This window comes from Streptomyces sindenensis, assembly GCF_014649035.1.
Taxonomy (GTDB): domain Bacteria; phylum Actinomycetota; class Actinomycetes; order Streptomycetales; family Streptomycetaceae; genus Streptomyces; species Streptomyces sindenensis.
Genome location: NZ_BMSG01000020.1, coordinates 58,769 through 81,621, shown reverse-complemented (window position 1 = coordinate 81,621; position 22,853 = coordinate 58,769). Strand labels below are relative to the sequence as shown.

Below are 22,853 nucleotides of genomic sequence, written 5' to 3'. Positions count from 1 at the left end.
GGCCCCTTCCGGGTTCCTCACGCCCGGCGCGGCGGCCGCGGGAAGAAGCCGCTCGTCCGGACCCGGTACTCGGCGAAACCGGGCCGGTCGGCCATATGGCGCTCCAGCAGGGCCGCGCCACTGCCCTTGGTCAGCAGGAAGCTCATCACCAGCGGGGCGACGACGGTGGCGGCAGCGGCGGCGGGCGCCTGGCAGACGAAGAGGAAGAGGCCCCACCAGACGCAGAAGTCGCCGAAGTAGTTGGGGTGGCGGGTCCAGGACCACAGCCCTCGGTCCATGATCTTCCCCTTGTTGGCGGGGTCGGCCTTGAACCGGGCGAGCTGGGCGTCACCGATCGCCTCGAAGGCCAGTCCGACCGCCCACAGCAGCACCCCCGCCCAGGCCCACCAGGCCAGCGGCGCGGTGAGGTACTGCGCGGCCTGCACCGGCAGCGAGACGAGCCAGACCAGCGCGCCCTGGAGCAGATACACCTTGCGCAGGGCGTACAGCTGGGGGTTTCCGGGGGCCTTGGCCAGCATCTTCGCGTAGCGCGGATCCTCTCCGTGGCCCTTCCCGCGCCGCCCGATGTGGATCGCGAGGCGCACCCCCCAGATCACGGTCAGCGCGGTGACCAGGAGCCGGCGGCCGTCGTCTCCGACGCCCGCCGAGAGACCGTAGGAGACCAGGGCGACGGCGGCGAACCCGAGTCCCCAGGCGATGTCGACGATCCGGTGCACCCCCTTGTTCAGGGCGACGGCGAAGGTGACGAGCATGACTCCGAGGGCGGCGACGGCCGCGCCCGCGAGCCCGCTCGCGAACGCGTCCCAGGCGAAGCCGCTCACCGCTCCTCCTCGGGACCGGCCGGTGCGTGCCAGTCGCGCCGGGTGGCGGGCATCGCGGCGGAGCCGCCCGGGTCGGGCCGTACGGACAGGATCTGGTCGACGCCCATCCGCCGTTCCTCGAACGCGAGCGCGCCGCCGACGAGATAGAGCCGCCACACCCGCGCGGTCTCCTCCCCCACCATGGCGACGAACTCCGCCCAGCGCTCCTCCAGGGTGCGCCGCCAGGCCTCCACGGTCCGTACGTAGTGCTCGCGCAGTGATTCGACGTCCCGCACTTCGAGGCCGGCGCCCTCCAGCAGGGCGACGGTCTCGCCGAGCGGCCGCATGTGCATGTCGGGGGCGATGTAGGACTCGATGAACGCGCCGCCGCCCGGGGCGGTCGTTCCCCGGGACATCTGCTGGACCATGGCCCGGCCCTGCGGCCGGAGCACGTCGTGCAGGATGCGGGTGAACGCCGGATACTCGGCGTCCCCGACGTGTTCGCCCATCTCGACGGTGGAGACGGCGTCGAACGCGCCGCGGGTTCCGGGCCGCTCCGCGATGTCCCGGTAGTCGATGTTCAGCACCTCGACGAGGTCGTCGAGACCGCGTGCCGTGACCTGCTGCCGTACGTACGCGGCCTGTTCGGCGGCGAGGGTGACGGCGGTGACGTGGACGCCGTGGCGCTCGGCGGCGTACAGGGTCAGCGAACCCCAGCCGCAGCCGATGTCCAGCAGCCGTGCGCCGGGCCGCAGTGCGAGCTTGCGGCAGATCAGCTCCAGCTTGTCGCGCTGGGCGTCGGCCGGGCCGTAACCGGGTGCGTCGCTGGTCCAGTAGCCGCAGGAGTACGCCATCGTCTCGTCGAGGAGCAGGGCGTAGAACGCGTTGGACAGGTCGTAGTGGTGGCTGATCGCCGCCCGGTCGCGGGCCTTGCTGTGCAGTTCCCCGCGCAGTCCCGCGCGGGCGGCAGGCACCGGCGGCCGGAGGCCGACCGCGCCGAGGCGCAGGGCGAGGCCGGCCGCCTTGACGCGGTCGGCGAGGGCGGGCGCGGGCGCGGTGAGGCCGCGTTCCCGTACGGCGCGGCGCATCGCGCGCAGCCCGTCGCCGAGGTCGGCGTCGAGGTCGATGTCGCCGGTGATGTAGGCCTCGGCGAGGCCGAGTTCGCCCGGCTCCCACAGCAGGCGGCGCAGGGCTCTGCGGGTCCGCACATGGACGGTGGGGGCGTCCTGCGGGCCGGTCTCGCTGCCGTCCCACATCCGTACCCGGACCGGCAGTCCGCCGCCGAGGAACCGCTCGATCAGCGGTTCGACGCGCTGGGCGGCCCCGGTCGGGGTGCGCCGGGTGGGCGGCCTGGTGGCGGCGGTGGTCACGCGGTCTCCTCACGGGTCAGCAGCAGTTGCTGCACGTCGAGATAGCCGGAGCGGAAGCCCGCTTCGGAGTAGGCGAGGTAGAAGGTCCACATCCGGCGGAAGACGGCGTCGAAGCCGAGGGCGTCGACCTCGGCGGCCCGCTCGGTGAACTTCTCGCGCCACAGCCGGAGCGTCTCGGCGTAGTGCGCGCCGAACCGGACGCGCTGGGTGGTGCGCAGCCGGGTGTACTCGGTGGTGACCCGCTCGACGGCCTCGGTGGAGGGCAGCAGCCCGCCGGGGAAGATGTACTTGCTGATCCAGGTGTAGGTGGAGCGGCTGGCGCGCAGCCGGTCGTCGGGCATGGTGATGGCCTGGAGGGCGACCCGGCCGCCGGGCGCGAGCAGCCGGTCCAGGGTCTGGAAGTAGACCGGCCAGAACTCCTCGCCGACCGCCTCGACCATCTCGACGCTGACGATCGCGTCGTAGTCGCCGGTGACGTGGCGGTAGTCGCTCAGCAGCACCTCGACGCGGTCCTCGAACCCGGCCTCGCGGATGCGGGCGCGGGCCAGCTCGCGCTGTTCGGCGGAGAGGGTGACGGTGGTGACCCGGGCGCCGCGGGCTGCCGCGCGGAGGGCCAGTTCGCCCCAGCCGGTGCCGATCTCCAGGAGGCGGGTGCCGTCGGTGACCCCGGCGGCGTCGAGCAGCCGGTCGATCTTGCGGTGCTGGGCGGCGGGCAGCAGGGCGTGGTCGGCGGGGAAGCCGCGGAAGACGGCGGAGGAGTAGGAGAGCGTCTCGTCGAGGAAGAGGGCGAACAGCTCGTTGGACAGGTCGTAGTGGTGGCTGATGTTGTCCCGGGATCCCTCGGGGGTGTTCGTCTGCGCGGCGGGCCTGCGCAGGTGCCAGATGCCGCGCAGGCGCTGGAGGGGGCGGGGGACGAGGTCGGCGGCGTTGTCGGCGAGGACGGTCAGCACGGCGACGAGGTCGGGGGCGTCCCACTCGCCGGCCATGTAGGACTCGCCGAAGCCGATGAGTCCGCTCGCCCCGATCCGCCGGAAGAAGGCGTCGGGGTCGCGGATGTCCATGAGCGGCCCGCCGAGGCCGATGTCGCCCCGGCCCGCGAGCCGGGCGCGCAGGGGGAGCCGGCCGAGCGCGCGGCGGACGATGCGTTCCGCGACGGCAGTCCGGGCGCGGGAGGCCCGGGGCAGGGTGACGATGTCGGGCCAGCGTTCCGGGTCGGTCCCGGGGATGTGCTCTGCCGGCAGCGCCGAGGTGGGAGCGGTCACTGCATGCCTTCCTGTGTGCGGTGCGGGGGACGGGGTTGCACGGGGAGCCCGCGCAGGTAGAGCCGGATGCCGTGCAGGCGGATCGCGGCGGAGACGAGGACGGTGGAGAGGGGGTGGCGCAGGGCGAGGCGCACCAGCTCCCGGGGGGTGGCCGGGCGGCGGAGGCCCCGTACGGTCGCGGTGAACGGGCGGGTCCCCTCGCGTTCCAGACGGACGCTCAGGTCGAGCCGGGGCCCGGGCTCGGGCAGCCGCATCCGGTAGCCGCCGTCCACGGGGAAGAATGGCGAGACGTAGAATTCCTTGCCGGTCACGGCTCGGTCCTTCCCGTCGGGGCGAAGAAGGTAGCCGTGCCGTCCGCCGTACGTGTTGTGCACCTCGGCGACGACGCACAGGGGACTGCCGTCGGCGCGGTGGCACCAGTAGACGGTGATCGGGTTGAAGACGTAGCCGAGGACTCTGGCCTGGGTGAGCATGGTGACGGTGCCGTCGCCCAGCTCCACGCCCCGGGCCCGCAGGAAGCGTTCGAGCCCGGCCCGGATGGTGGGGGCGGTGCCGCCGAAGTGGTCGCGGGCGTCGAACCGGGCCAGCGGGCGCAGGGCGCGCGGCAGCCGGGGCGGCCGGTCGGGGTCGATCAGCCACAGGTAGGTCCGGTGCCGGAAGGCGTACCTCGTCGGCCGGTTCCGTACGTGTGTGATCGTGCACGGGTAGAGGGCGTTCACCACCTCACCCCCAGGGCGGCGGCCGCCTCGACGCCCGAACGGCAGCCGTCCTCGTGGAAGCCCCAGCCGTGGTACGCCCCCGCGTAGGCGGTGACGCGACCGGACAGGGTGTGCAGCCGGGCCTGGGCGGCGACGGATTCCGGGGTGTAGACGGGGTGCTCGTAGACCATGCGGGCGCGGACGGCCTCCGGGTCGACCCGGTCGGCGCCGTTCAGGGTGACGACGAAGGTGTCCGGGGCGTCGAGCCGCTGGAGCCGGTTCATGTCGTAGCTGACGGTGACCCGGTCGGCGTCGGCGGCGCACGAGGGCATCAGGTAGTTCCAGGAGGCCCTGGCCCCCCGGGCGCGCGGCAGCAGCGTGGTGTCCGTGTGCAGCAGGGTCGGGTTGCGGGAGTACCGGAACGCGCCGAGCGTGCTGCGCTCGGCGTCATTCGGGTCGGCGAGCATCCGCAGCGCCTGGTCGGGGTGGGTGGCGATGACCACGGAGTCGTACGGGGTGGTCGTGCCGTCCTCGGTGGTGACGTCGACGCCGTCCGCGTGCCGGGTGATGGCCCGGACCGGGGTCGCGGTGTGCACGGCGGCGAGCTGCTTGACGACGAGGTCGACGTAGGAGCGCGAGCCGCCGGTGACGGTGCGCCAGACCGGGGAGTCGCCGACGGTGAGCATGCCGTGGTGGTCGAGGAACCGGAAGAGGTAGCGGGCCGGGTAGCGCAGGGCGGTGACCGGGTCGCAGGACCAGACGGCGGAGACCATGGGGGTGAGGAAGTGGGCGTGGAAGTACGGTGAGAAGCGCCCGCGCCGGGCGAACTCCCCCAGCGTCATTTCGCTCGTCCCGCTCTCCGGCAGCGCGAGCAGGGCCCGGGCGGCCCGGTGGAAGCGCGGCACCTCGGCGAGCATCCGCAGGTAGGGGCCCCGCACGGCGGAACGCGGCTGCGCGAAGAGCCCGGCGGGCCCACGCGCCCCGGCGTACTCCAGACCGCACCCCTCGCACCGTACGGACATCGACATCTCGGCCTCCTGGGTGGCGACGCCCAGTTCGTCGAAGAGCCGCAGCAGGTGGGGGTAGGTCCGCCGGTTGTGCACGATGAACCCGGAGTCGACGCGGTGGGCCCGGCCGTCGGACGCGTCCAGCTCGTGGGTGTGGGCGTGGCCGCCGACCCGGTCGTCCGCTTCGTACAGCGTCACCTCGTGCGCGTCGCGGAGGACGTGGGCGGCGGTCAGTCCCGCCACTCCGGCCCCCACGACGGCCGTCCGCCGCCGTTCCCCTGACATTCCGGCTCCCTCCGGTCCTGACCGCCTGGTCGGAGCTCTGCTGGAGCCCCCTCACCTGGCATTCGTGGCCGGAGGCCGGGCGGATTGGTCGATCACCGGATCTGCTCCGAACGAGTGAAAGAAGGGCCCGGGACCAATCCGCCGAACGCTCCGGCGCCGAACCCCCCGTGCCAGAACAGACCGCTCTCCGCACGACACTTCCGATCCAGGAGAAACACCATGAACACGCTCCTCTTCCGCCGCGCAGCCGTCGCCGCGTCCGCAGCAGCCGTGCTGCCGCTGGCGCTGACCGCCTGCTCGTCGGACGACTCCTCCAAGGATTCGGCGTCCGGCTCCACGGCCAGCGCGTCCGCCCCGGCGAGCCCCTCGGCCGACGACTCGGCGGCCATGACCGAGCCGTTCGGCCCGGCCTGTTCGTCGGTGCCGAAGGAAGGCGCGGGCTCGTTCGACGGCATGGCGAAGGACCCGGTCGCCACGGCCGCCTCGAACAACGAGGAACTGTCGACACTGGTGGCCGCCGTGAAGCAGGCCGGCCTGGTCGACACGCTCAACAACGCCGAGAACATCACGGTGTTCGCCCCGACCAACGACGCCTTCGCGAAGATCCCGAAGGCCGACCTGGACGCGCTGCTGGCGGACAAGGCCGAGCTCACCAAGGTCCTCACCTACCACGTGGTGGGCGAGAAGCTGACGCCGCAGCAGCTGGAGAAGGGGTCCTTCGGCACCCTGGAGAAGAGCAAGCTGACGACGGTCGGCTCGGGCACGGAATACACCGTGAACGACTCCTCGAAGGTCGTCTGCGGCAATGTCCCGACCGCCAACGCGACGGTCTACATCGTCGACACGGTCCTGATGCCTCCGAAGTAGTCCTCCCGCGATTCCCCCATCGACGAGGGGCGGGCAGCCGCGGTGCGCGGCTGCCCGCCCCTCGTCGCACCCGGGAAAAATCTGCCCGAAATGTACACATAAGCACCAGATAAGCACACTATGGAGGTGAGGGCACCTGCCACATCCATCCGCACGGCGGCAGGGCCCGCAGGACCGAAGGAGACGAAATCTCATGAGCAACGTCTCACACGCGAGGAGCGACTTGTCGGGTCACCCCGATGCCTCCGAAATGCGTGCGCGGTACGACCGCGTGATGGGCGGCCGCGATGTGGCGCTGGTGGACGCGCCGGTGTTCCTCGTCGGCCTCTACTGTGCCGTTTCCCCGTGGGTGCTCCACTTCACGGCGAACCAGCCGGCCCTGGTCACGCACAACCTGGTGATGGGTATCGCCATCGCGGTACTGGCTCTCGGCTTCACCGTGATGCCCGAGCGCATGTACGGCCTGAGCTGGGCGATGTGCGCCATCGGGGCGTGGATCATCGTGTCGACCTGGGTGGTGGGCAACAGTCCGGACGCCGGGATCGTGATCAACAACATCATCGTCGGCGGACTGACGGTACTGCTGGGCATGGTCTGCGCGGGAGCAGCGGCCAGAACCCGCGACACGTGACCGACGAGCACGACGCGCACCCCCGACAACCCCGCTCCTCACGTCGGCCCGAGGCTTTCCACCCCGTCCGACGCATGAGGAGCGGGGCCCGGGGCGGCGCACCGCCTCCCAGCCCCTCCGGCACGTGAGGAGCGAGTTCGGGGCTGAGGAGCGGGGCCCGGGGCGCAGGCGTCCGCACCCGCACCCCACCCGGCTTCATCCCCCCGCTCACCCCACCGAGCTGTAGGCCACAACCCCCCGCAACACCGCGTCCACCGCCTTGCGCGCGCTCTTCGCCACGCCGGACGCCCCCTCCCCCGCATCCCGGGGCGCCGCCGCGGCCACCTGCCCCAGCACATCGATCACCTGCTTGCACCACCGCACGAAGTCCCCCGCCGGCATCTCCGCCTCGCGCAGCACCTCGTCCAGCGTCCGGCCGGAGGCCCACATGTAGACCGCCCAGGCGAAGCCGAGATCGGGCTCGCGCTGCCCGACCCCTTCCGTCTGGTTGATCTTGAAGTCCTCCTCCAGGGCGTCCAGCCGCCCCCAGATCCGCACCATCTCGCCCATGGCGACCTTGGCGGGACCGGCCGGCAGCTTCGGCGCGACCGCGTCGTCGGCCTGCCGCGCCTCGTAGACCAGGGCAGAGACGCACGCGGCGAGCTCAGCGGGATTGAGCCCTTCCCACACGCCCTCCCGCAGACACTCACTCGCCAGCAGGTCCAGCTCCCCGTACAGCCGGGCCAGCCGCCGGCCGTTGGCGGTGACCTCGTTGCCCCGGAGGTAGTCCAGCTCGGTGAGGAGCGCGACGATCCGGTCGAAGGTCCGGGCGATCGTGTTCGTCCGCCCCTCGATCCGCTTCTCCAGCTGCCGGGTGTCCCGCTGCAGCCGGTGGTAGCGCTCGGCCCACCGCGCGTGGTCCTCCCGCTCGTCGCACCCGTGGCAGGGGTGGGCGCGCAGCTCGGTCCGCAGCCTGACGATCTCGCGGTCGTCGGCGGCCGGCGCCCGCCCCTTGCGGTGCCGGTCGGGCACGATGTGCCCGGCCTTGGACCGCAGCGCGGAGGCCAGATCGCGCCGGGACTGCGGCGAGCGCGGGTTGAACGACTTCGGGACGCGCATCCGGTCCAGCGCCTCCACCGGCACCGGGAAGTCCATCGAGGCCAGCCGCTTGACCTGCCGCTCGGCCGTCAGCACCAGCGGCCGTGGCCCGTCGTGGTGGTCGAAGCCGCGGTGCCCGTTGGCCCGCCCGGCGGGCAGCCCCGGGTCGAGCACCAGCGCGAGACCCGCGAACTTCCCCGTCGGAACGTGGATGACATCGCCCGGCTTCAGCTTCTCCAGGGACGAGGCCGCGGCCGCCCGCCGCTGCGCCGCACCCTGCTTGGCCAGCTCCGTCTCGCGGTCCTTGAGGTCGCGCCGCAGGCGCGCGTACTCCTCGAAGTCCCCGAGGTGGCAGGTCATGCCCTCCTTGTAGCCCTCCAGGCCCTCCTCGTTGCGCTGCACCTGCCGGGAGATCCCGACCACCGACTTGTCGGCCTGGAACTGGGCGAACGAGGTCTCCAGCAGCTCCCGCGACCTGTGCCGCCCGAACTGCTGCACCAGGTTGACGGCCATGTTGTACGAGGGCCGGAAGCTGGAGCGCAGCGGGTACGTACGGGTCCCCGCGAGGCCGGCCAGCGCCGTCGGGTCGAGGCCGCGCTGCCACAGGACCACCGCATGGCCCTCGACATCGATGCCGCGGCGTCCGGCCCGGCCGGTGAGCTGGGTGTACTCGCCGGGGGTGATGTCGGCGTGCTGCTCGCCGTTCCACTTGACGAGCTTCTCCAGCACCACCGAGCGCGCGGGCATGTTGATGCCGAGCGCCAGGGTCTCGGTGGCGAAGACGGCCTTGACCAGCCCCCGGACGAACAGCTCCTCGACGACCTCCTTGAACGTCGGCAGCATGCCCGCGTGGTGGGCGGCGATGCCCCGCTCCAGGCCTTCGAGCCACTCGTAGTAGCCCAGCACGTGCAGGTCCTCGCCGGGGATGGACGCGGTCCGCTCCTCGACGATCTCGCGGACCAGCCGGCGGTTGTCCTCGTCGTTGAGCCGGAGTCCGGCGTACAGACACTGCTGGACGGCGGCCTCGCAGCCCGCCCGGCTGAAGATGAACGTGATCGCGGGGAGCAGCCCCTCGTTGTCCAGCCGGTCGATGACCTCGGGCCTGCCGGGCGTCCAGATCCGGCCGCGCTGACGCCTCTCGCGCTCGCGGTCGGCCTCGCGCACCATCTTGCCCCGGCGGCGGTCGCGCGGGTTGTCGGTGTTCTGGCTCTCCTGGCGGGCGAGCCGGACCAGGTCCGGGTTGACCTCGCGGCGTCCGGCGCCGCGGCCGCCGTGGTCGGTGCCCTCCTCGAAGAGGTCGTACATCCGGCGTCCGGCCATCACGTGCTGCCACAGCGGCACCGGCCGGTGCTCGGAGACGATCACCTCGGTGTCGCCGCGCACGGTGTCCAGCCAGTCACCGAACTCCTCGGCGTTGGACACGGTCGCCGAGAGGGAGACCAGCGTCACCGACTCCGGGAGGTGGATGATCACTTCCTCCCACACCGCGCCCCGGAAGCGGTCGGAGAGGTAGTGCACCTCGTCCATGACCACATAGCCGAGGCCGGAGAGCGACTGGGAACCCGCGTACAGCATGTTCCGCAGGACCTCGGTGGTCATCACGACCACCGGCGCCTCGGAGTTGACGCTGTTGTCGCCGGTCAGCAGACCGACCTTGTCCGCGCCGTACCGCTTGACCAGGTCGGCGTACTTCTGGTTCGAGAGCGCCTTGATCGGCGTGGTGTAGAAGCATTTGCGGCCCTGCTCCAGGGCCAGGTGCACGGCGAACTCGCCGACGATCGTCTTGCCCGACCCGGTGGGCGCCGCGACCAGCACCCCCTTGCCCGCCTCCAGGGCCTGGCAGGCCTCGATCTGGAACGGGTCCAGGCCGAAGTCGTACATCTCCCGGAAGGGCCCGAGGGCCGTCGCCATCTCGGCCGCACGGGCGCGGGATGCCTGGTATCGCTCAGCTGGTGAGAGGTCCTCTGTCATCTTGGCTACGAGCCTACCCGTCACCTCTGACAGTCAGCCCGATCTTTAAATTGCCTTGGGCCTCCACCCGGCCGGCGCCGGTCAGGGCCCCGTGAGCACCCGCACGGCTCCCGGTACGCAGGTGGCGGTGAGCGGCAGCGGCCCCATCGGTTCGCCGTCCGCGTACGCCGTGATCCCGGCGGCCGCCAGCTCGATCGAGGAGACCCGGTGCACGGTGACGGCGGGGTGGCCCAGATGCGTGCCCTTGTAGACCTTCGGGAAGACCTTGATCAGCTCGGTGCGGGTGCACTCCCCGACCACGGTCACGTCGAAGAGCCCGTCGTCCAGCTCGGCGTCGGCGCAGATCCGCATCCCCCCGCCGTACGTGGTCCCGTTGCCGACGGCGATGAGGGTGGCCTCGATCTCGCGGGCCTCTCCCCCGTCGAGCCGGATCCGGTACGGGATCGGCTTGAAGGCGGCCAGTTCGGCGAGGATCGCGAGGTCGTACGTGAACCGGCCGCTGACGAGGCGCATCCGGTTGCCCCGGTCGTTGACCCGGGAGTCGAAGCCGGAGGCGAGGACGGTGCCGAACCAGCGGTCCCCGACCCGGCCCAGGTCGATCTCGCGGTGGCCGCCGTCCTTGAGGGCCCGCGCGGCCAGCCGTCCGGCGGCGGCCGGGTCGCGGATCGGCAGCCCCAGCGCGCGGGCGAAGTCGTTGCCGGTGCCGACGGCGACGGCCCCGAGCGGGGTGGCGGTCCCGGCGACGGCCTGGAGGGCGAGGGACATCAGCCCGTCCCCGCCCACGGCTATCAGTGCCCCGGTCCCCGCCGCGACGGCCTCGCGGGCCCGGCGGAGGGCGTCGTCGGCGTCCTCGCCCAGCACCGTACGGACGGAGAATCCGGCGTCCCGCAACGCGGAAGCGGCCGGCTGCGCGGCGTGCGCGCCCCGGCCGCGTCCCGCGGTGGGGTTGACGAAGAGGGTGATCTCGCTGGTCACCCTTCCGGACCCTACAAGGTCAGGTGATGTCGTCGTAGCCGTTCAGCCGGTGCGATCCGGGCCCGTCCGCCTCACCGGTGTTCTGGCCGGGCAGCGCGGGGCGGGAGGAGGAGACGTTCTCCACACGGCCGACGGGCTCGGGTGTCAGATCCAGATCCGAGGCCTCGTCGTCGCTGAGCTCGGCGTCGGGGTTGTTGCGGTTGCGCCGCTTGTCGTTCAGCAGGGAGAAGCCGACCGCGATGAAGTAGAGCACCCCGAGCGGTCCGGCGAGAAGCAGCATGGAGACCGGTTCGCCACCGGGGGTCGCGATCGCCGCGAACGCGGTGAGGCCCACGATCATCCCGCGCCACCAGCCGAGCATCCGCTTGCCGGTGACGACACCCGTCATGTTCAGCGCGATGAGCAGCAGAGGCAGCTCGAAGGCGATGCCGAAGACGATCACCATGCGGACCAGCAGATCCAGATAACTGTCGAGCTCGATCTGGTTCTGCACGTTCTCGGGGCTGAACCCGAGCATGATCTCGGCGGTCTGCGGCAGGATCGCGTACGCGAGGTAGCCGCCGGAGAGGAAGAGGGGCGCGCCCACGACGGCGAAGGCGTAGGCATAGCGCTTCTCGCCCTGGTGCAGCCCCGGGGCGACGAAGGCCCACAGCTGGTACAGCCAGACCGGCGTGGCCAGCAGGACGCCGGACATCAGAGCGACCTTGAGGGCGTTCGTGAACGGCGCCAGCAGGGTGTTGGTCTTCAGCAGCGCGCAGGGCTTGCCGTTGACGGCGACGACCACGCCGTCCTTGCACCCGACGGATTCGAGGAGGGGGCGCAGAAGGAAGTCGTAGATGTCCTTCTGGAAGAACGCCGCGACGATCGTCACCACGACGATCGCCAGCACGGCCTTCAGCAGCCGGTTACGCAGCTCACGCAGGTGATCGAGGAGAGGCATCCGCCCCTCGTCGTCCTTCTCCTGCTTGCGGGCAGACTTGAGCAACCCACTTCCCTCGTCTCGTGCGGCGGCTGTCGGCGGAGCGCGTCAGCTGTGTCAGCTCTGGGTGGTGGGCTTGGCCTCGTTGACCGGGCGGGAGCTGGTGACGTCTCCCGGCGCGGCCTGGATGGTGCGCGCGGTGGTGGACTGCGGCGGGACCGTGTCGTCGACGGTCTCCGTGGTGGGCGTCGCGGTCGCCGCGTCGTCCTTCTTCATCGCCTTGGCCTCGCTCTTGAGAATGCGGGCCGACTTGCCGAGCGAGCGCGCCATGTCGGGGAGCTTCTTGGCACCGAAGAGCAGCAGGATGACAGCGATGATCAGAACGATCTCGAGGGGCTTCAGATTGCCGATCATGTGCGACTTCCTTCTCACTGAGGCGGCTGGGGGTGGGCTCGCTACCCGTTCGACCGGGCATACGTCCGATCGTTGCGCTTGGCAGCGATCGTAACCCGCAGGGGTAAACGCGAGGCAATGCCCGTGCGTACTCCGGCTTGCGGCCCCGCACCTCCCTGCCTGGGCCGACCCATGCAGCGTACCCCCCTGTCCTGTGGGGGTTCGGGCCCACGGCCCCGCTATCGCAGGCCGTCACCGGTGGCCGCGAGGCGGGTGGCGGCCCGTTCCAGGTCCTCGGAGGCCCGGTTGATGCGCTCGGTGGTGTCGGTGACCTGACGGCCCAGACGCCGCGCCTCGACGAAGACCTTGATGCCGAGGACGCCGAGCACGGCGATGCCCAGGAATCCCAGGGCGATGGCGAGCATGGGCCAGAACATACGGGTGCCTCTTCCTACGAGCTTGCCGCGGGCTTCCGGCGGGCGGGCGGTGCGGTCGGAGCGCTGCGGGGGCGCTACAGGGCGGTGTGCAGGCGCAGGGTCCGTACGCCGCCGCCGGTGAGCAGTTCGATGATGCGCTCCCCGGCGGGCTTGCGGACCGAGGCGCCGCACTCGGGGCAGGTGAAGGTGTAGAAGGTGGTGCGGCGGGTGGCGCCGATCGCCAGGCGCAGTGCGGCGGCGGCCAGCTCGAAGCGCCCCCGGCAGTCGGGGCAGGCGGCCCGGAATCGTACGGTGGCGGGGACCGGCACGGGGACGGGACCGGCGGCGGACCGGTGCGCCGGGCGTATCCCGGTGCCGGGCAGAGCCTCCGGGCGGGTCTCGCCGGCGGCGCGGAACAGGGGCGTCCGGTTCATCGTCGTCTCCCTTCCCCGGGCCCTCAGACCGTGTCCTCGTAGGCGGCGAGCGCCTCGCGCGCGGCGTCGCGGGCGCTGTCCGCGAGCTCCGGCGGGGCGACGATGCGGCCGTCGCCGCCGAGCCGCAGGGCGAGCCGGCGCAGCGAGGCCGGGTCGGGGGTGCGCAGGGTGATGCGCAGGCCGCCGTCGGGGAGTTCCTCGGCACTGTCGTGCGGGTAGTACTCGGCGACCCAGCGGCCGCCGGTGCCGACCTCGATGACGACTTCCGGGTCCTCGGCGGCGGGCTGGACCAGACCGGCGGACAGGTCGCGCAGTTCCAGCTCGGGCGGGGCGGCGGGGGCGTCGAGGAGGCGGATCTCGGCGACCCGGTCGAGCCGGAAGGTCCGGCGGGCCTCGGAGAGCCGGCACCAGCCCTCCATGTAGGTGTGGCCGACGGCGAAGAGCCGGATGGGGTCGACCTCGCGCTCGGTGAGTTCGTCGCGGGCGGGCGAGTAGTAGCGCAGCCAGAGCCGGCGGCGCTCGGAGATGGCACGGTCGACGTCGGCGAAGACGCCGCCCTCGGCCTCGAAGGTCACCGAGAGGCGGGAGCTGGCCGCGCCGGACTCGCCGGCGGCCGTCTCCAGCTTGGCGGTGGCGCGGACGAGGGCCTCGCGGTCGCTCTCGCGCAGGCCGGGGAGGGTGGCGACGGCGCGGGCGGCGACGAGCAGCGCGGTGGCCTCGTCGGCGGCGAGCCGGAGCGGCTCGGCGACGTCGTCCGGGTTGTGCCACCAGATGCGGTCGCCGTCGGTGTCGATGTCGAGGAGGTCGCCGCCGCGGAAGCTGGTGCCGCACATGGGCAGGACGTCGAGGTCGGAGATCAGCTCGTCCTCGGTGATCCCGAAGGCCCGCGCCACGTCCTGGACGTGGGCACCGGGGCGCTCGCGCAGATACGTCACCAGGGACAGCATCCGGCGGGTCTGGTCGATCGCGTTCGTGGCCATCGTGTCGGCTCCCCTAGTCCTTGGCCACGGCTCGGAGCCGGTCCACCACATCGGCCCGCAGATCGGCGGGCTCCTCCACGACGACGTCCGGGCCGAACTCGACGAGCCAGGCGTCGAGCCCGTGTCCGTACGGGATCTCCAGTTCGTCCCAGCCGTCGCCGCGGTCCCGTACGGCGGTGGCGCGGGAGCGCAGCGGGTAGCCGGCTCCGGCGCGCAGCCGGATGCGGGCGGTGCGGGTCGCGGTCTCGCCGGCCCAGCTCTCGACGGTCTCGCGGACGGTGACCACGTCGGGCACCCCGGCGCTGAAGGCTCCGGCGCGGGAGCGGACCTTGCCGCTGATGCGGGAGAGCCGGAATACGCGTTCGGCGCCCCGCTCGCGGTCCCAGCCGGCCAGATACCAGTGGCCGCGCCAGCATTCGAGGGTCCAGGGTTCGACCTGGCGCTGTTCGGCGCGGGCGGAGTTGGCCTTGCGGTAGTCGAAGGTGACCGGGCGGCGGTCGCGGCAGGCCAGCATGAGGGGCTCGAAGGCGGCCTCGTGGACCGGGATGCGGGGTTCGAGGGCGCTGTGGACCTCGTAGGCGTCCTCGGCCTCGGGCATTCCGGCGGCGCGCAGCTTCTGCAGGGCGCCGCTGGCCGCCCCGGCGAGTCGGGCCTGCTGCCAGACCTTGGCGGCGAGGCCCAGGGCTGCGGCCTCCTCGGCGTCCAGGGTGATGGGGGGCAGCCGGTTGCTGTCGCGGCGGGCGAGGTAGCCGGTGTCGCCGTCGAGGTTCTCCACGGTCTCGATGACGAGTCCGAGCTCGCGCAGATCGTCCTTGTCGCGCTCGAACATCCGGTTGAAGGAGTCGTCGGAGCCCGCTTCGAGGTAGGCCTCGATGGATCCGCGGAGTTCGCGCTTGCTGAGGGGGCGCCGGGTCCCCAGCAGGCACAGCGCGAGGTTCATCAACCGCTCGGCCTTGGCAATCGCCATCGACGCCCTTTCTCCGGTGCTCTACGACGGTCGACCGTACCGCCCCGGGGTGTGGGGATCCAAAGCCGGGCCGTCGGGCGGAGGGCGGGGGCGGGCCCCTGGACGGCCCTGAGGGCCCCCGCCGTGCGGCGGGGGCCCTCAGGGGTACGTGCGCAAACGGCTCAGGCCGAGACCAGGTCGCAGACGAAGATCAGCGTCTCACCGGGGGCGATCTTGCCGCCGGCGCCGCGGTCGCCGTAGGCGAGGTGGGCGGGGATGGTCAGCTGGCGGCGGCCGCCGACCTTCATGCCCTGCACGCCCTTGTCCCAGCCGGAGATGACCTGGCCGGCCCCGAGCTGGAACTGCAGCGGGGTGCCGCGGTTCCAGGAGGCGTCGAACTCCTCGCCGGTGGAGAAGGACACGCCCACGTAGTGGACGGAGACGGTCTGGCCCGCCTGGGCCACCGGGCCGTCGCCCTCCCAGATGTCCTTGATCTCCAGATCGGCCGGCGGCTCGCCACCCGGGAAGTCGACCTCGGGCTTCTCGATGCTCACTGAACTGCTCCTAAAAGAATCTTGGGGAAAAACCCCACAAGTCTTGCACGGCTCGCCCCGTCGCCCGGACGTGCGGAGAGGGTGTCACCGTACGGAGAGGGTGTCTCAGACGGTGCCGAGGATGTCGACGACGAAGACGAGGTTGTTCTTGGCCAGCTGGTTGGAGGGGTCGGCTCCGTAGGCCTGGTTCGGCGGGATGGTCAGCAGCACGCGGTCACCGACGTGCTTGCCGACCAGTCCCTTGTCCCAGCCCTGGATGACACCGCCGACGCCGATCGGGAAGGCGCTCGCCCCACCGTGGTCCCAGGAGGAGTCGAACTTCTCGCCGTCCTCCCACTTCACCCCGGTGTACTGGACGACCAGGCCTTCACCGGCCTTGACCGCAGCCCCGTCGCCCTTGATCAGGACCTGCTCCTTGAGGTCCTTCGGGGCCTTCTCGCCCTTGGGGATGGTGATGGTCGCGGCCTTCTGCGACGCCGCCTTCACCTCGGGCATCCCGGCCTCGCTGGCGGCCTGGGTCCCCTTCGCCTCGCCCTTCTTGTCGACCTTCTTGGCGTTGACGATGTCGACGACCCAGACCAGCGGGTCGGTGGGCTTGATCCCGGACTGCGGGTTCAGCTGCTCGCCGACGATCGCCTCGGCCGTGCCCTCGACCTGGACCCGGCTGCCGATCTTGTGGCCGGCCAGTGCGTCCGCGACCTTGGTCGGCAGCATCTGCCCCTGCTTGCCGACCTCCTGCACGACCTGGGCGCGGGGGGCCTTCGGGTCGGCGCCCTGCCGCTGGGCCCAGGTGGAGCCGAGCGCCTCGATGTTGCCGGCGAAGTCCAGGCGGACGATGTCGCCCTTCTTCACCTCGGCGCCGTCACCGGTCGAGACGTCGCTCGCGACGACCTCGTCGGACACCTTGGCGTCCTTGGCGATCTCGATCTTGGGCTCGGCACCGAACTTCCCGGAGACCTCGGCGACCGGCCCCGAGTTCTTGGGCGCGGAGTCGTCCTTGGAATCGGAACCGCAGGCGGCGGTGATCAGCAGAGCGGGCACGGCCAGCAGGGCGGCGGCACGCCGGGCAGTTTTCGTGGGGATCATCAGTCCAACTCGCGTAGGGGGCTCCGGGCACTCCCGCCACTCTACGACTTCGCCCCAGCGGCATCACGGGCACCGACACGGCTGTACGCCGGGGCGGCCGGCCCCGGCGTACACTGTGCCCCTTTTCCCGCGAGTCCCGCCCGTCCCGGGAGTCCCGCGCGTCCTGCGGGTTCCGCGCGGGCCGGGCCCGTCACATGCCGGCGATGAGCTTCTCCACCCGTTCGTCCACGGACCGGAACGGGTCCTTGCACAGCACCGTGCGCTGCGCCTGGTCGTTCAGCTTGAGGTGGACCCAGTCGACGGTGAAGTCCCTGCGCTGTTCCTGGGCCCGGCGGATGAAGTCGCCGCGCAGCCGCGCCCGGGTGGTCTGCGGGGGCACCGTCTTGCCCTCGAAGATCTTCAGGTCGTTGCAGATGCGGGCCGTCTGCCCCTTCTTCTCCAGGAGGTAGAAGAGACCGCGACGGCGGTGGATGTCGTGGTAGGCGAGGTCTATCTGGGCGACCCGGGGGTTCGACATGGTCATGTTGTGCTTGGCCCGGTACCGCTCGATGAGCTTGTACTTCATGACCCAGTCGATCTCGGTGTCGATCCGGTCGAGGTCCTGGGCCTCGATCGCGTCCAGGGCGCGGCCCCACAGCTCCAGGACCTGGTCGACGGTGCCGGTGCGGATACCCCGGCGTTCGACGAAGTCGACGGCCTTCTCGTAGTACTCCCGCTGGACCTCGATGGCCGAGGCCTCCCGGCCGCTGGCGAGGCGCACCTTGCGCTGCCCGGTGAGGTCGTGGCTGACCTCGCGGATCGCCCGGATCGGGTTCTCCAGGGTCAGGTCGCGCATCACCGTGCCCGCCTCGATCATGCGGAGCACCAGGTCGGTGGCGCCGACCTTGAGCAGCATGGTCGTCTCGGACATGTTCGAGTCACCGACGATGACGTGGAGGCGGCGGTACCGCTCGGCGTCGGCGTGGGGTTCGTCACGGGTGTTGATGATCGGCCGGGAGCGGGTCGTCGCGGAGCTGACGCCCTCCCAGATGTGCTCGGCGCGCTGGCTGACGCAGTAGACCGCGCCACGCGGGGTCTGGAGCACCTTGCCGGCGCCGCAGATCAGCTGCCTGGTGACGAGGAAGGGAATGAGGATGTCCGCGAGCCGGGAGAATTCTCCGTGCCGGGCCACAAGGTAGTTCTCGTGGCATCCGTAGGAGTTTCCCGCCGAGTCGGTGTTGTTCTTGAAGAGATAGACGTCGCCCGCGATTCCCTCCTCGTGCAGGCGGCGTTCGGCGTCGACGAGCAGGCCTTCGAGAATGCGCTCGCCGGCCTTGTCGTGGGTGACCAGTTCGGTCACGTTGTCGCATTCCGGGGTTGCGTATTCCGGATGCGATCCCACGTCGAGGTAGAGGCGGGCGCCGTTCCGCAGAAAGACGTTGCTGCTGCGGCCCCATGACACGACACGGCGGAAGAGGTAGCGCGCCACTTCGTCAGGTGACAGTCGGCGCTGTCCCCTGAACGTGCACGTGACGCCGTACTCGTTCTCCAGCCCGAAAATGCGGCGGTCCATGACTGAACATTACGCCTTGTGGCCCGAGCTGAAACCGGGTTCGACGGCACCGTTTCGATCATTTTCCGATCCCGTCACGACGGCGGCCGTACGGACGGGAGCGGCAGGGGGTGTCCCGGCGCTCAGGGCCGGATGGGCCGCGGCGTCCGGTGCGGTGCGTCTCGCGGTGCGTCTCAAGGCGCCGGAACGTCCTCATCGCGGAGCGGTTCGGGCGTTTCGGCAACACCGCGAGGGATGGAGCCTCCCCTGCTCGAGCGAAGCCGAGAGCTCGGGGAAGTGCCAGGCGTCGCGGTCCCGGCCCCGGGCGCCGGGACACCGCCGAGTACCTTCCCGGTGGCCAGGAGGACCACCAGGGCGGCCACTCCCCCGGCCCCCGCGACGGCGAAGCTCCAGGCGGTCGAGCCGAGTTCGACGGCCGGTCCGGCGACGGCCGTGCCGACCGCCGCGCCTACGCCGAACGTGGTGACGAGCCAGGAGAACGCCTCGGTCACCGTGCCGCGCGGGGCGTGCCGGTCGACCACGATGAAGGAGCAGGCGATGGCCGGGGCGAGGAAGACCCCGGCGAGGGCGGCGAAGACGGTCATGAGCGGCACCGAGGGGGTGAGCGTCAGCGGCAGATAGCCCAGTGCCAGCAGCCCGACGATGACCCGCAGCCGCTTCTCGGGGGCACCGGCCCACTGCCGTGCCCCGTAGGCCAGACCGCCGATCAGCGCGCCGAGGCCGAGGGCGGCCATCAGCCAGCCGTACACCGCCTCCCGCCCGTGGTCGTCGGCGTACGCCACCCCGGCCACCGTGATGGAGCCGAGGGCGAGCCCGACGAAGAAGAACGCGCCGAGGAGCGCGAGGAGTCCGGGCGAGCGCAGGGCGCCGAGCCAGTGCGCCTCGCGGGGCGCGGAGCGCCAGGTGCGCGAGGGCTCGGAGAGGACGACCGAGAGGGCGCCGAGGACGCCGATGGCGTTGATGACGAGCAGGGCGGCGGCCGGGGACCAGAGCGAGACGAGCAGCGTCACCAGGAGCGGTCCGACGGTGAACATGATCTCCTGCGCCACGGCGTCCATGGCATAGGCCCGGTGCACCTGGCCCTCGCCCTTGAGGACGCTGGGCCACAGGGCCCGCAGACCGCCCTCCAGGGGCGGTGTGGCGACTCCGGCGACGATGACGGCGAAGTAGGCCAGCGGGAGCGAGCCGAGGCCGGTGAGGGCCAGCAGGGACATCCCGAGCGCGGAGAGCACGGCGGCCGGGAGCTGGACGCGCGGCTGCCCGTACAGGTCGACCGCGCGGCCGAGCAGCGGCTGCCCGACGGCGGTGGCCAGGCCGTACGCGGCGGCGAGCGCGCCGGCCAGGGTGTAGCTGCCGCCCTCCGCGCGGGTGAACAGCACGATCGCGATGTGCGCGGTGCCGTTGGGCAGCCGGCCCACCAGGGTGCCCGCCAGCAGCCGGGCGGCGTGCCGCGCCCGGAGGATGTCCAGATATCCTGCGGCCATTCCCGCCCCTCTCCGCTCCGGCCGACCGTGCGCTCGCCGAAGTGTTACGTATAACGTCGAGGTTCATACGTACCATGTGCGCAGTTCGCGGGTCCACCCCGCGGCACCACGGAGACGTTCCGCACGGAGGCACGAGTGACCAGCCCGCAGCAGCCCGGCCCCGCCCGGCCCACCAGTCGTGACGTGGCCCGTGCCGCGGGCGTCTCCCAGGCGACGGTCTCCCTGGTGCTCGGCGGGAAGTGGCCCGGCCGGGTGTCGGAGGTCACCGCCCAGCGGGTCCGGGACACGGCGGCGGAGCTCGGCTACCGGCCCAATCTGGCGGCCCGCAGTCTGCGGCTCGGCCGCACCAGGACGGCGCTGCTGGTGGTCCCGGCGCTCACCAACGAGTTCTTCGCCCGGGTGTACGCGGGGGCCGCGGCGCTCGCCGCCGAGCACGACTTCGGCGTGGTGCTCTACCCCTCGCCGGACGGCACGGGCCCCGCCCGGGACCCCTTCGCCTCGGCCCGGGCGGCGCTCGACGGGGTGATCGCGTCCTCGATGGCCGCCGACGCACTGGACGCGCTGCACGGGGCGGATCTGCCGTTGGTGATGCTGGACAGCGACCCCTCGGACACCGGGCCCGCCGCCCATGTGAACCTCGACATCGCGGACGGGATGCGGCAGGTGACGGGCCATCTGCTGGGGCTCGGCCACCGTCGGTTCCTGCATCTGGCGTCCGCCGTGGGCACCTGGACGTTCGCGGTGCGCGCCCAGGCGCTGCGCGAGGCGCTGGACGCGGCGGGCGGCGCGACGGTGCGTACGGTACGGGCCCCGCTGGACGTGGGGGCGGGGCGTGAGGCGGCCGAGCGGGCCCTGACGGCCGCCGGGGAGCGGCCCACCGCGATCATCTGCGACGACGACATCCTGGCCGCCGGGGCCTGCAAGGCGGCGCGCAGGCTCGGGCTGCGGGTGCCGGACGAGCTGTCGGTGACCGGCTTCGACGACCTGGCGCTGGCCACCGCGCTGGAGCCGGAGCTGACCACCGTGGGGCTGCCGGCGGAGCAGGTCGGGGAACGGGGCATGGAGGCGCTGCTCGCCGTGCTGGACGGCCGCCCCGCCGAGCAGCGCGGACTGCCGGTCGAGCTCGTCGTACGCGGCTCCACGGCGCCGCCGCCCGCCACCGCCCGGGCATGACGGTGCCCCCGGGCCGGGGCCCGGGGGCATGTCGAGCGTCGCTCGGCTACGTGCCGGTCTCCTCCGTGGAGCCGGACGCGCTGCCGTTGTCCGTGCCGGTGGGGTCGTCGCCCTCGGCGTCGGACGGGGCGTCCGTGGGCGTGCTGGCGGCGGCCTCCGTCTCCAGCAGCCGGGCCAGCTGACGGCCGACGATCCGCTTGAACTTCCGCTGCTGGGGGCGGGTGCGGTCCAGGACCGCGACCTCCAGCCGCTCCGCGGGGATCTCCCGCTCGCCGCCGCCGGGCTCCCGCGAGAGGGCCTGGACGGCCAGCTTGAGCGCCTCGGCCAGCGTCATTCCGTCGCGGTGCCGCTGGTCCAGGAAGCCGCTGATCTGCTCGGCGTTGCCGCCGACCGCGACCGAGCCGTGCTCGTCCACGATCGAACCGTCGTGCGGCAGCCGGTAGATCTGGTCGCCCTCGGGCTCGGTGCCGACCTCGGCGACCACCAGCTCCACCTCGTACGGCTTCTCGGCCGCGCTGGAGAAGATGGTGCCGAGCGTCTGGGCGTAGACGTTGGCCAGCCCACGGGCCGTCACATCGTCCCGGTCGTAGGTGTATCCGCGCAGATCGGCGTAGCGCACCCCGCCGATGCGGAGGTTCTCGTACTCGTTGTACTTGCCGGCGGCGGCGAAGCCGATCCGGTCGTAGATCTCGCTGAACTTGTGGAGCGCGCGGGACGGGTTCTCGCCGACGAACACAATGCCGTCGGCGTACTGCAGCACAACGAGGCTGCGACCACGGGCGATGCCCTTGCGGGCGTACTCCGCCCGGTCGGCCATGGCCTGCTGGGGTGAGACATAGAACGGCGTCGACACCGGCTATCCGTCCCTTCCTGTCAGTGACGAGTGCATCGGAAAAAGGCTCGGAGTCCGGATCAGAGCAGCGCGGCGCGCGGGCCGTCGGGCTGCTCGAGTCGGCGCTCCAGGATGGAGCGCGCGATCTCGGAGGACTCCTGGTCGGTCAGCCTCCGGAAGCCTTCGTCGGTGATGACGGTGACGATCGGATAGATACGGCGGGCCACGTCCGGGCCTCCGGTCGCCGAGTCGTCGTCCGCCGCGTCGTACAGCGCCTGCACGACCAGGGTGAGGGCCTGCTCCTGCGTCAGGTCCTCGCGGTAGAGCTTCTTCATCGAGCCGCGGGCGAAGATCGATCCGGAGCCGGTGGCGGCGTATCCGGTCTCCTCGGAGCGGCCGCCGGTGACGTCGTAGGAGAAGATGCGGCCCTTGTCGCGGTCGACGTCGTAGCCCGCGAAGAGGGGGACCACGGCGAGGCCCTGCATGGCCATGGCGAGGTTGGAGCGGATCATGGTGGAGAGCCGGTTGGCCTTGCCCTCCAGGGAGAGCTGGGCGCCCTCGACCTTCTCGAAGTGCTCCAGCTCCAGCTGGAACAGCTTGACCATCTCCACGGCCAGTCCGGCGGTGCCCGCGATGCCCACCGCGGAGTACTCGTCGGCCGGGAAGACCTTCTCGATGTCGCGCTGCGCGATCATGTTGCCCATGGTGGCGCGCCGGTCGCCGGCCAGAACCACGCCACCGGGGAAGGACGCGGCCACGATGGTCGTCCCGTGCGGCGCCTCGATCGCCCCCTGGAGCGGCGGGAGGCTGCGGTTGCCCGGCAGCATCTCGGGCGACTGGTCGGACAGGAAGTCCATGAACGAGGACGAACCCGGCGTCAGGAAGGCAGCTGGTAGACGCCCGGTGCTACGAGTGTTGGCTTCCACGCGTTTCCCTCCAGGTATGCGATGGCCCTGCGCAAGAGAGTCAGGATCATCCCCCAACTTGCCGATGGCCGAATTGCAGTTGAAGCAGCTTATGCCACGGACCCTACCCGCCTCGCGCGAGTGATCCACATGTTCGGCGAGGGATATCCGTGCCGATCCGGCGGCCCGTCGGCCGGGCCCCGTTCGGCGGGCGGGGTGACGGCCTGCGCCGTCAC

22 protein-coding genes and 1 pseudogene are annotated in these 22,853 nt (G+C 71.7%); 3 read left to right on the top strand and 20 right to left on the bottom strand.

Annotated features, from left to right (window positions below; translation table 11 throughout):
* Positions 1–17 precede the first annotated feature (17 nt).
* From IE145_RS21590 to IE145_RS21570, 5 genes are read right to left on the bottom strand one after another with little or no spacing between them, the layout of a single operon-like run.
* On the bottom strand, positions 18–821 hold the full coding sequence (locus IE145_RS21590; protein ID WP_189527110.1) for a DUF1295 domain-containing protein: 804 nt from the start codon (positions 819–821) through the stop codon (positions 18–20).
* A complete protein-coding gene (locus IE145_RS21585) occupies positions 818–2,170 on the bottom strand; it encodes a class I SAM-dependent methyltransferase (RefSeq protein ID WP_189527109.1) in 1,353 nt (450 codons plus the stop codon). The genes IE145_RS21590 and IE145_RS21585 overlap by 4 nt, the downstream gene beginning before the upstream one ends.
* Positions 2,167–3,432, bottom strand: a complete 1,266-nt coding sequence (locus IE145_RS21580) for an SAM-dependent methyltransferase (RefSeq protein WP_189527108.1) — start codon at positions 3,430–3,432, stop codon at positions 2,167–2,169. Before IE145_RS21580 ends, IE145_RS21585 begins: the two co-directional genes overlap by 4 nt.
* Positions 3,429–4,151, bottom strand: coding sequence for a DUF1365 domain-containing protein (locus IE145_RS21575; protein WP_189527107.1), 723 nt, complete (start codon positions 4,149–4,151; stop codon positions 3,429–3,431). Before IE145_RS21575 ends, IE145_RS21580 begins: the two co-directional genes overlap by 4 nt.
* Positions 4,148–5,422, bottom strand: coding sequence for an NAD(P)/FAD-dependent oxidoreductase (locus IE145_RS21570; protein ID WP_189527106.1), 1,275 nt, complete (start codon positions 5,420–5,422; stop codon positions 4,148–4,150). Before IE145_RS21570 ends, IE145_RS21575 begins: the two co-directional genes overlap by 4 nt.
* Positions 5,423–5,641: 219 nt before the next feature.
* Here IE145_RS21570 and IE145_RS21565 point away from each other — a divergent pair, with 219 nt between their 5' ends.
* Positions 5,642–6,289 (top strand): fasciclin domain-containing protein, encoded by a 648-nt coding sequence (locus tag IE145_RS21565; RefSeq protein WP_189527105.1) that lies wholly within the window; start codon positions 5,642–5,644, stop codon positions 6,287–6,289.
* Between the two features lie 193 nt (positions 6,290–6,482).
* Complete coding sequence (locus IE145_RS21560) at positions 6,483–6,920, top strand: SPW repeat protein (protein ID WP_189527104.1); 438 nt, start codon at positions 6,483–6,485, stop codon at positions 6,918–6,920.
* A 207-nt stretch (positions 6,921–7,127) separates the two neighbouring features.
* Here the strand turns inward: IE145_RS21560 and IE145_RS21555 are convergent, their stop codons facing one another.
* The 12 genes from IE145_RS21555 to IE145_RS21500 all read right to left on the bottom strand — a co-directional run bounded on the left by IE145_RS21555 (position 7,128) and on the right by IE145_RS21500 (position 19,707).
* The gene (locus IE145_RS21555; protein ID WP_189527103.1) at positions 7,128–9,968 is read right to left on the bottom strand and encodes a DEAD/DEAH box helicase; all 2,841 of its coding nucleotides are present in this window, start codon (positions 9,966–9,968) and stop codon (positions 7,128–7,130) included.
* Positions 9,969–10,049: 81 nt separating this feature from the next.
* Complete coding sequence (locus IE145_RS21550; protein WP_189527102.1) at positions 10,050–10,943, bottom strand: diacylglycerol kinase; 894 nt, start codon at positions 10,941–10,943, stop codon at positions 10,050–10,052.
* A gap of 19 nt (positions 10,944–10,962) precedes the next feature.
* On the bottom strand, positions 10,963–11,928 hold the full coding sequence (tatC, locus tag IE145_RS21545) for a twin-arginine translocase subunit TatC (protein WP_189527101.1): 966 nt from the start codon (positions 11,926–11,928) through the stop codon (positions 10,963–10,965).
* A 51-nt stretch (positions 11,929–11,979) separates the two neighbouring features.
* Positions 11,980–12,276: a Sec-independent protein translocase subunit TatA gene (gene tatA / locus IE145_RS21540; RefSeq protein ID WP_030088270.1), complete on the bottom strand. Its 297-nt coding sequence runs from the start codon at positions 12,274–12,276 to the stop codon at positions 11,980–11,982.
* Between the two features lie 218 nt (positions 12,277–12,494).
* Positions 12,495–12,692, bottom strand: coding sequence for a hypothetical protein (locus IE145_RS21535; protein ID WP_069738798.1), 198 nt, complete (start codon positions 12,690–12,692; stop codon positions 12,495–12,497).
* A gap of 74 nt (positions 12,693–12,766) precedes the next feature.
* The gene (locus tag IE145_RS21530) at positions 12,767–13,105 is read right to left on the bottom strand and encodes a hypothetical protein (RefSeq protein WP_189527100.1); all 339 of its coding nucleotides are present in this window, start codon (positions 13,103–13,105) and stop codon (positions 12,767–12,769) included.
* 23 nt (positions 13,106–13,128) lie between these two features.
* Positions 13,129–14,085: a helix-turn-helix transcriptional regulator gene (locus IE145_RS21525; protein ID WP_189527099.1), complete on the bottom strand. Its 957-nt coding sequence runs from the start codon at positions 14,083–14,085 to the stop codon at positions 13,129–13,131.
* A gap of 13 nt (positions 14,086–14,098) precedes the next feature.
* A complete protein-coding gene (locus tag IE145_RS21520; RefSeq protein ID WP_189527098.1) occupies positions 14,099–15,052 on the bottom strand; it encodes a helix-turn-helix transcriptional regulator in 954 nt (317 codons plus the stop codon).
* 161 nt (positions 15,053–15,213) lie between these two features.
* A complete protein-coding gene (locus IE145_RS21515; RefSeq protein ID WP_189527097.1) occupies positions 15,214–15,585 on the bottom strand; it encodes an FKBP-type peptidyl-prolyl cis-trans isomerase in 372 nt (123 codons plus the stop codon).
* 105 nt (positions 15,586–15,690) lie between these two features.
* On the bottom strand, positions 15,691–16,671 hold the full coding sequence (locus tag IE145_RS21510) for an FKBP-type peptidyl-prolyl cis-trans isomerase (RefSeq protein WP_189527096.1): 981 nt from the start codon (positions 16,669–16,671) through the stop codon (positions 15,691–15,693).
* A gap of 190 nt (positions 16,672–16,861) precedes the next feature.
* Positions 16,862–18,223, bottom strand: a complete 1,362-nt coding sequence (gene pafA / locus IE145_RS21505) for a Pup--protein ligase (protein WP_006123373.1) — start codon at positions 18,221–18,223, stop codon at positions 16,862–16,864.
* Positions 18,224–18,396: 173 nt separating this feature from the next.
* On the bottom strand, positions 18,397–19,707 hold the full coding sequence (locus IE145_RS21500; RefSeq protein WP_189527095.1) for an MFS transporter: 1,311 nt from the start codon (positions 19,705–19,707) through the stop codon (positions 18,397–18,399).
* A 135-nt stretch (positions 19,708–19,842) separates the two neighbouring features.
* Between IE145_RS21500 and IE145_RS21495 the strand changes: the two genes are divergently transcribed.
* Positions 19,843–20,880, top strand: a complete 1,038-nt coding sequence (locus tag IE145_RS21495) for a LacI family DNA-binding transcriptional regulator (protein ID WP_189527094.1) — start codon at positions 19,843–19,845, stop codon at positions 20,878–20,880.
* 46 nt (positions 20,881–20,926) lie between these two features.
* Here IE145_RS21495 and prcA read toward each other — a convergent pair whose 3' ends face one another.
* The 3 genes and pseudogenes from prcA to IE145_RS21480 form a co-directional block, all read right to left on the bottom strand.
* Positions 20,927–21,733: a proteasome subunit alpha gene (prcA, locus tag IE145_RS21490; RefSeq protein WP_189527093.1), complete on the bottom strand. Its 807-nt coding sequence runs from the start codon at positions 21,731–21,733 to the stop codon at positions 20,927–20,929.
* A gap of 59 nt (positions 21,734–21,792) precedes the next feature.
* Complete coding sequence (gene prcB / locus IE145_RS21485; protein WP_044371579.1) at positions 21,793–22,638, bottom strand: proteasome subunit beta; 846 nt, start codon at positions 22,636–22,638, stop codon at positions 21,793–21,795.
* Positions 22,590–22,776 (bottom strand): annotated as a pseudogene (locus IE145_RS21480) (endonuclease domain-containing protein); the annotation flags it as partial. The pseudogene IE145_RS21480 and the gene prcB, both read right to left, overlap by 49 nt.
* Positions 22,777–22,853: the final 77 nt, after the last annotated feature.